At 44.4% G+C, this 6943-nt stretch carries 8 protein-coding genes and 8 tRNA genes; 3 read left to right on the top strand and 13 right to left on the bottom strand.

Annotation, left to right across the window (positions count from 1 at the left end; genetic code table 11):
• Window positions 1–203 precede the first annotated feature (203 nt).
• From tuf to QZ938_RS32525, 6 genes are all read right to left on the bottom strand, one after another.
• Entirely contained in the window at window positions 204–1433 is a 1230-nt protein-coding gene (tuf, locus tag QZ938_RS32550; protein WP_293150360.1) for an elongation factor Tu, read from the bottom strand.
• A gap of 223 nt (window positions 1434–1656) precedes the next feature.
• Window positions 1657–1744, bottom strand: a tRNA-OTHER gene (locus tag QZ938_RS32545).
• Between the two features lie 259 nt (window positions 1745–2003).
• Entirely contained in the window at window positions 2004–2573 is a 570-nt protein-coding gene (locus tag QZ938_RS32540) for a 3'-5' exonuclease (RefSeq protein ID WP_293150362.1), read from the bottom strand.
• A gap of 274 nt (window positions 2574–2847) precedes the next feature.
• Window positions 2848–3423 carry a 3'-5' exonuclease gene (locus QZ938_RS32535; RefSeq protein ID WP_293150364.1) on the bottom strand — a complete coding sequence of 192 codons (576 nt, stop codon included), beginning with the start codon at window positions 3421–3423 and terminating at the stop codon, window positions 2848–2850.
• A 118-nt stretch (window positions 3424–3541) separates the two neighbouring features.
• The gene (locus QZ938_RS32530; RefSeq protein ID WP_293338259.1) at window positions 3542–3748 is read right to left on the bottom strand and encodes a hypothetical protein; all 207 of its coding nucleotides are present in this window, start codon (window positions 3746–3748) and stop codon (window positions 3542–3544) included.
• 99 nt (window positions 3749–3847) lie between these two features.
• Window positions 3848–4423: a dihydrofolate reductase family protein gene (locus QZ938_RS32525; RefSeq protein ID WP_293338257.1), complete on the bottom strand. Its 576-nt coding sequence runs from the start codon at window positions 4421–4423 to the stop codon at window positions 3848–3850.
• Window positions 4424–4593: 170 nt separating this feature from the next.
• On the opposite strand from QZ938_RS32525, the gene QZ938_RS32520 reads away from it, so the two are divergent.
• The 3 genes from QZ938_RS32520 (at window position 4594) to QZ938_RS32510 (ending at window position 5576) form a co-directional block, all read left to right on the top strand.
• The gene (locus QZ938_RS32520; protein WP_293338255.1) at window positions 4594–4758 is read left to right on the top strand and encodes a ribbon-helix-helix domain-containing protein; all 165 of its coding nucleotides are present in this window, start codon (window positions 4594–4596) and stop codon (window positions 4756–4758) included.
• 78 nt (window positions 4759–4836) lie between these two features.
• Window positions 4837–5067, top strand: a complete 231-nt coding sequence (locus QZ938_RS32515) for a hypothetical protein (protein WP_293150372.1) — start codon at window positions 4837–4839, stop codon at window positions 5065–5067.
• Between the two features lie 167 nt (window positions 5068–5234).
• Window positions 5235–5576: a hypothetical protein gene (locus tag QZ938_RS32510; RefSeq protein WP_293150374.1), complete on the top strand. Its 342-nt coding sequence runs from the start codon at window positions 5235–5237 to the stop codon at window positions 5574–5576.
• A 395-nt stretch (window positions 5577–5971) separates the two neighbouring features.
• Here the strand turns inward: QZ938_RS32510 and QZ938_RS32505 are convergent.
• The 7 genes from QZ938_RS32505 to QZ938_RS32475 all read right to left on the bottom strand — a co-directional run bounded on the left by QZ938_RS32505 (window position 5972) and on the right by QZ938_RS32475 (window position 6776).
• Window positions 5972–6057, bottom strand: a tRNA-Ser gene (locus QZ938_RS32505).
• A gap of 215 nt (window positions 6058–6272) precedes the next feature.
• Window positions 6273–6355, bottom strand: a tRNA-OTHER gene (locus QZ938_RS32500).
• A 4-nt stretch (window positions 6356–6359) separates the two neighbouring features.
• A tRNA-His gene (locus QZ938_RS32495) sits at window positions 6360–6434 on the bottom strand.
• 4 nt (window positions 6435–6438) lie between these two features.
• Window positions 6439–6533: transfer RNA gene (locus tag QZ938_RS32490), tRNA-Ala, on the bottom strand.
• Between the two features lie 4 nt (window positions 6534–6537).
• Window positions 6538–6614 (bottom strand) — tRNA-Ala (locus tag QZ938_RS32485).
• A gap of 5 nt (window positions 6615–6619) precedes the next feature.
• Window positions 6620–6696, bottom strand: a tRNA-Ala gene (locus QZ938_RS32480).
• 6 nt (window positions 6697–6702) lie between these two features.
• Window positions 6703–6776, bottom strand: a tRNA-Arg gene (locus tag QZ938_RS32475).
• Between the last annotated feature and the right edge of the window lie 167 nt (window positions 6777–6943).

Raw genomic sequence — 6943 nt, 5'->3', positions numbered from 1 at the left:
CCGCTGCACTTGCGGTCTGGGACTAGGGATGAACCGCACCCAGATGTGTATCCAGTTATGATGACTTTGTAGTCATCCTAGCCATCCCCTAAGTATCGTTACTCAGTTTCGGCTAAACGAATCGCACAACTCCAATATAATTGTACCAATTAGTAAGGCGGGCAAAAGCCCGCCCTACTGATTTTAGCCGATCGCCCTTGTGCCTACTTCAGAATTCGGGAGACGACACCGGCACCGACAGTGCGATCGCCCTCGCGAATGGCAAAACGCATATTTTGTTCGATCGCAATTGGCTGCAACAACTGCACTGTCATCCTCACCCGATCCCCCGGCATTACCATTTCCATGGTACTTCCATCATCGGCCGCAAAAGATGCGATCGCACCGGTAACATCCGTTGTCCGCACGTAAAACTGAGGGCGATATCCAGCAAAGAAAGGAGTTCGGCGGCCGCCTTCTTTTTCTGACAGCACGTAAACCTCTGATTCAAACAAAGTATGAGGCTTAATTGAACCGGGTTTGACAATCACCATTCCCCGCTCAATTTCGTGCTTTTGGATGCCGCGCAGCAACAAGCCGGCATTATCGCCAGCAATGGCAGAATCAAGAATTTGCTGGAACATTTCGATGCTGACAACTTTGGCGGTGCGAGTGTTTTGGATTCCCACCAATTCCACAATATCGCCGGCCTTGATTTGACCGCGTTCGATTTTTCCTGTCGCGACTGTTCCCTGGCCTTTGATGGAAAAAACATCTTCCACAGCCATCAGGAAAGGCTTGTCAATATCGCGATCGGGTGTCGAAATGTAGGAGTCGATCGCATCCATCAAATCGTAAATACCGTCAACCCAATCGTCGTCGCCGCGCTGAATCTTGGGATTAGCAGTCATCTTTTCTAGCGCTTTGAGTGCCGAACCAGCAATTATTGGAATATCATCGCCCGGGAAACCGTAAGAACTCAGAAGTTCGCGAATTTCTAATTCTACTAACTCCACAATTTCTGCATCGTCCACCATGTCTTTCTTATTCAAAAAGACAACCAGCTTGGGCACTCCAACTTGCCGCGCTAACAAGATATGTTCGCGAGTTTGAGGCATCGAACCATCTGTTGCAGCCACAACTAGAATCGCACCATCCATTTGAGCGGCACCCACAATCATGTTTTTCACGTAATCAGCGTGACCCGGACAATCAACGTGTGCGTAATGGCGATCGCCCGTTTCATACTCAACGTGAGCCGTATTAATTGTGATTCCCCGCTGCTTTTCTTCAGGTGCAGCATCGATTTCGTCGTACTTTTTAGCCTTGGCTCGTCCTAGTGCAGCTAGCGTCATCGTAATCGCAGCTGTTAGGGTTGTTTTGCCATGGTCAACGTGACCGATTGTACCGACATTGACGTGGGGTTTAGTCCGTTCAAATTTGGTGCGTGACATTACATTTTATTTTCCTTTTAGGGTGAACAAGCAATGACTTAAATTTGAGTATTGAGATTAGACCTCTTGCAAAAGTCCTTTTAATCAAATTTTGGGACGATGCTCAGAGCAACGTCCCACAAGAAAGAAAAAAGATTTTTGCGGGATAGGCTTTGAGTATCGTCCTAACTATTTTTGCAAGAAGTCTATTGAATAAAAATCCCAAAAACTTAATTTAAATCAAACGGAAAATGGAGGAGTCGAACCTCTACAGCTTATTGCTGCACTCTGGTTTTCCAAACCAGTTGCCGTCCGCACAGCAGCACTTTCCAGGGTTTTGGCAACCGCAGATTAGGGCGGATTAACGCTTCGGAACGCAGATAGAATTCGCCAGCAGGACTTTCTACGTTTTTGCAACCGCAGATTAGGGCGGATTAACGCTTCGGAACGCAGAGATAGCCTTTCTCAAAAAGATGAGGTATAACTGACAGCTTACATAACCATTAAACTAAGAGGGCTCGCATCCCAACAACGTACCTCATCTTTCTAATAACCGCTATAGAATATGTAATTTTTGAGAAGTATGAAAATTTACTTCAGCTTTTTTTGTCCTAGAATATAGGCTAACAATTTAGCGATGTTTCTAGCATCGTCAATGCCTCGGTGATGGGTTCCTTCTAGGGGTAAAGCCGCAAGTTCTAAGGCTGTTTCCATGCCGTATCGTTTTGGCAAGCCTTGGGTTTCTGAAAACATTTTTTTGAGGTTGATGTGAGGATAAGCAATGGGAGAAGGAATTTGATGAAAGTTGCTATCCTTGTTGAATTGTTGGCGATCGTACTCTCCCCAGGAACCAAATACACCGTTTGGGTAGCCAGACAGCCAGTTTTTTAGCATAGCGCTTGCTTCGGGGTAGGTTGGAGCCCGATCGACTTCCGTTTGGGCGATGGACGTTAGCGACGTGCAGAATTCGGTGAGAATGGGATAACGCACGGGTTTGACGAATGTTTGAAATTCATCGACGATGGTTAGGGTTGTGGGCTCTACCATCACGGCGCCGATCTCGATAATTTCCATCTGATTTCGGGCGATCGATCCTTTGTCACAGCAGGTTGCTTCCAAATCTAGCACTAGATAATAGTCGAATTGTTTTAGATTCTTCATAAGTTTTACCTAAATATTTTTTATTTTTAACGGCATATAAAAGCAAATAAATACAAATATTTTTGCTTTGATTAACTTTGGTTTTTTGCAATTATAGCCTTTATCAAAAAGATGAGGTATGACTGATAGCTTATATGACCACTGAATTAAGAGGGCTTAAGCCCAACAACGTACCTGACTTGTTTGAGAAAGGCTATATCTGCGTTAATTTGTGTTTATCTGCTTTGTATCTCCGATTGAATTATCAATCGCCAGATTGTGAAATTAAAAAATGTTACTTCTTAACTAAGCTTTTTTTGCCTAAAATATAAGGCAACAATCTAGCGATATTTTTGGCATCATCAATTCCTCGGTAAGGAGTTCCTTTCAGCCGGAATCTCGCAAGTTTTAAAGCTTGTGCCATACCGTATCGTTTTGGCAAACCTTGCGTTTTTGTAAATATTTTTTTGAGATTGACGTGAGGATAAGCAATGGGAAACGGGACTTGATGCAAATTGCTATCCTTTTTAAATTGTTTGCGATCGAACTCGCCCCAGGAACCAAATACGCCATTTGAGTAGCCAGAAAGCCAGTTTTCCAGCAGGGCACTAGCTTCGGGGTATGTTGGGGCGCCATCGATTTCGGTTTGGGCGATCGATGTTAAGGACGTGCAGAATTCAGTTAAGATCGGATTGCGAATGGGTTTGACAAAGGTTTGAAATTCATCAACGATTTTTAGCTTTTTGGAATCTACCATCACTGCTCCTATCTCGATGATTTCCATCTGATTTCGTGGGATAGTTCCTCGATCGCAGCAGGTTGCTGCCAGATCGATGACTAAGTAATAGTTAAACTGTTTTAAATCGATCATAACTTGAACCTAAAATTTTGCCTTCGTCGTGCTTCACTCGATAATACAGCAACATGAAGCTGTTGCTGTAGATTGAGATTACCACAATTTGAGATTATAACAATTTTACATGGTACTGTTATTCTTGAAAACCAGCAGGTGTTTCATCAAAATCATCCGCAACGTGAGTAAAAATTCCTTTGCCGCAGCCAAATTGACGAGGTTTTAGGACAGCACTCTTTTCGGGTGACTTTTCTTTTAGTTTTTCGATTTCGTTTAAAAGTTCGATATCCTTTAATAGCAAAATCCATTGAATCAATTCTAACTTGAGAACTTGAATGCTCATGGTTTCTATGTCTAATGATTGGCAAATTTAGACTTATTGTAAACCAATCAATTCCTGAATGTACGATCTGATGCTATTCGATCCGATCGCCCAAACACCTCATTTTTGCAATCGATAGTGCAGCAGCATGAAGCCGTTACTGTAGATTTTGCGATCGACCAATTCCAGATTAGTAGGCGCGATCGCCCTGGCAAACATCGGAATGCCCGCCCCAATGACTACCGGATTCAACTTGACAATCATCTCATCAATCTCTGAAACCACCGTTGCCGCTAACTCACCGCCACCGCACAGCCAGATATCTTTACCTGTTTCCTGCTTCAATTCCTGAACCAATTCAACAGCATTGTCCGACACCAGTGCAACATTCCCATCTGGGCTGGCTGGCATACTGCGCGAAAAGACATACTGTTTCAAGCTGGGATAAGGATTAGTCAAACCGACATTTAGCCCGACTTCATAGGTTTTGCGCCCCATCAAAACAGCATCAAATTGCTTGTTTCCTGAAAAATTAATTCCCACCGCTTCGTGAAGGTGCGCCGGAATGGTTTCGGGAAAGCGATCGAACAAATCGGCGAAATGCTCTCCTGCCATCGGAAAACAATCAAAGGAGCCATCTTCGCGAGCAATAAACCCGTCAACGGTGGAAGCGACGTAATATATGAGTTTTCTCATGTTTAAAATTGTTTGTTAAGAAGTTTTGGGAATCACCAAGGCTGAAACCATGGTAGCAGTAGTGCTTTTCAACTGTGCGATCGCCCGTATGGCTAGAGGCAATTGGAGGAAAGGGCGATCGATACTCCGAAAGAAGATAAGCTGATGTCAACTAAATATGACTGCTTGCAATGGCTGACAAAGAAGAGACGGGTGTGATTAAAGTCACAGTTCCCAAGAGTTTGCACGAAAAACTGAGAAAAATCTCCCAGCAGACTGGAGTTCCTATGTCCACTCTGCTAGTCATGGCGGCCGTCAAGGAATACAACCTCGTGGACGAACAAGAGTCTAAGTAACTATCAATATACTTGTAGTACCCTTAAAGGGTACTCTATGGTATACTTCAGGAAATAGTCAACCCTGGAGGTGTACTTGTGACCCAACATGAACTCGAAGCCCTTGTCGATGAACTCGGCTTAGTGGCTGTCGTTAGCCTGCTGGCAACTATCTGCCACAACAAAGCCCGACAAACCTTGTCCCTCAAAGGACAAGGGGCCAGTCCTTATACCGCTTGGAACAGCAATGGCTTTTTGTTGAAGCAGTTGATGACCCGACTGCGGCCAACGTGCAGCTATGACCCGGATCTAGACCCGCACGGTAACTGAGGTTCAACCAGTGCAAGTGCTTGACACTCCCCGCCCCATAACTGCGGGGATTCTTTTTTATTAAAAACTTCATATCCTGTAAGCTTTCGGACAAGTCCTGATTTACACTCAAGTGCTAAAATTTTGAATGTGTATTTTAGTTGACTAATGTAAATTACTAAGAAGCCATGTTCTCATTAAAAATAGACTTTGGTCAAACGCTACTTGCCCAAACTTCGTTTTGCCCTCATCCCAATTTGATACGAATTATTGCATCGATTTGTTTGCTATTATTTTTAGGTTTTATCCTTTTTACGATGAGCGGTTTAATTATCGCAACGATCGGAGCCACAAGTGTTCCAGTGGTCGGAGGATTTTTCTTGTTCAAAATAATTGCTAGTCTTGCTGTTAGTCTTGGTTTGATTGGGCAAATTCCACTAATTCTCACAAATGTGACGATATTAGGGGTTTTAACGGTAATTTCTGGAGCTGTAATATGGGGGATCAAATTTATTACAGGATGTGGGTAATCTTTAGGTTAACAGCCGAGTATGTATGCTTTGAGAGTCAGGGCACGGGTTGAAATTCCTCGGTTTTGAACCAAGAATGGAGAGGACGGGACTCGAACCCGCATCGATCGACGGCAACTTTCAGGAAACGCGCTTCCTTACTGCCCGCAAGCAGACGGGAACTGCCCCCATCTCGGACTGTTAATTCCTTTCAGTGCATCTGCAACCCGCTGCTAGTTTGTGTTTTCAGGGAACGTCGCGAAGCAACTTTTTACCCTACTCAACAAACGCGATCGTCCTTTTGAGAGCCGCTTTGCCTAGTTTTTGCGGTGCCATTCCAAATTAGGCGACCTCCCCACAATTTCTATGGCTACAGGATAGCAAATCTATTTGCCAATTCCCAGAATATTTCAATAAGGAAGATGAAGGAATCGAACCCTTACAGGTGTTACCTGTACCCTTGTTTTCAAGACAAGTTGCTGACCATTTAGCGGCATCTTCCATGATGCAAAATATCCATGATTCCTATGGCTCAAACATAGGAAATCCACCAGGGAGGTACTGCCCCTCCTATCGCCGCGTTATCAGCACGGAGTCTCGCTTTTCGACTTCTGGTGGTGACATCAAATCCTTGCCAAATCGCACCGCATCGGTAAGAACACAGCAGTGCTTTGCCCCTACAATACATCGGTATAATTAACTAGATTTGATATTAAAAGGAAGATGAAGGAATCGAACCTTTACAGTTGCCTGTACCCTGGTTTTCGAGACCAGTTGCCAACTGTTTAGCGGCATCTTCCAAGGGGTATCCGACGGGACTTGAACCCGCTAATAACTAGCTTCACAGGCTAGCGTCTCGACCGCTTCGACTTCAGATACCGCATGGAATCAAGGAGAATCGTAGGCGAAGCCTTCCCGAAGGGTACTCCTAACCTCTTGCGTGCAAGGCAAGCGCTCTACCAATTGAGCTATGACCCCTTTTTGGTGGATACTGGTCGGACTCGAACCGACATTTTCCTAGTTGCGAACTAAGCGCTTTTCCGATTAAGCTACAGACCCAAAGTTGGTGGATTGCGATCGGATTTGAACCGATATCTTTCTAGCGGCCAGCTAGATGCTTTTCCAGTTAAGCTACGAACCCATTTAACAGGAGCGGTAGGACTCGAACCTACAACATTCGAGGTAGAAGCTCGACACTCTATCCAGTTGAGTTACACTCCCGTATTGTTTGTTAATAAGGCTGGCGTGCGGGTGGCCAGAAAGGCTCTTCTGGCTTTTTGGTGAAAAGTGTATAATGAGATACTACTAATTGATTTCTACCGTATGGATCTTCATCTTGACAGACTGCTTAATCTACCCGATGTTACTGTTGAAAGTTGCATCCAATT

Origin of the sequence: Microcoleus sp. CAWBG27 (assembly GCF_020883145.1) — a bacterium.
Taxonomy (GTDB): Bacteria; Cyanobacteriota; Cyanobacteriia; order Cyanobacteriales; family Microcoleaceae; genus Microcoleus.
Note: the sequence above shows the minus strand (reverse complement) of the source record. Positions and strands in the feature narration are given on the sequence as shown.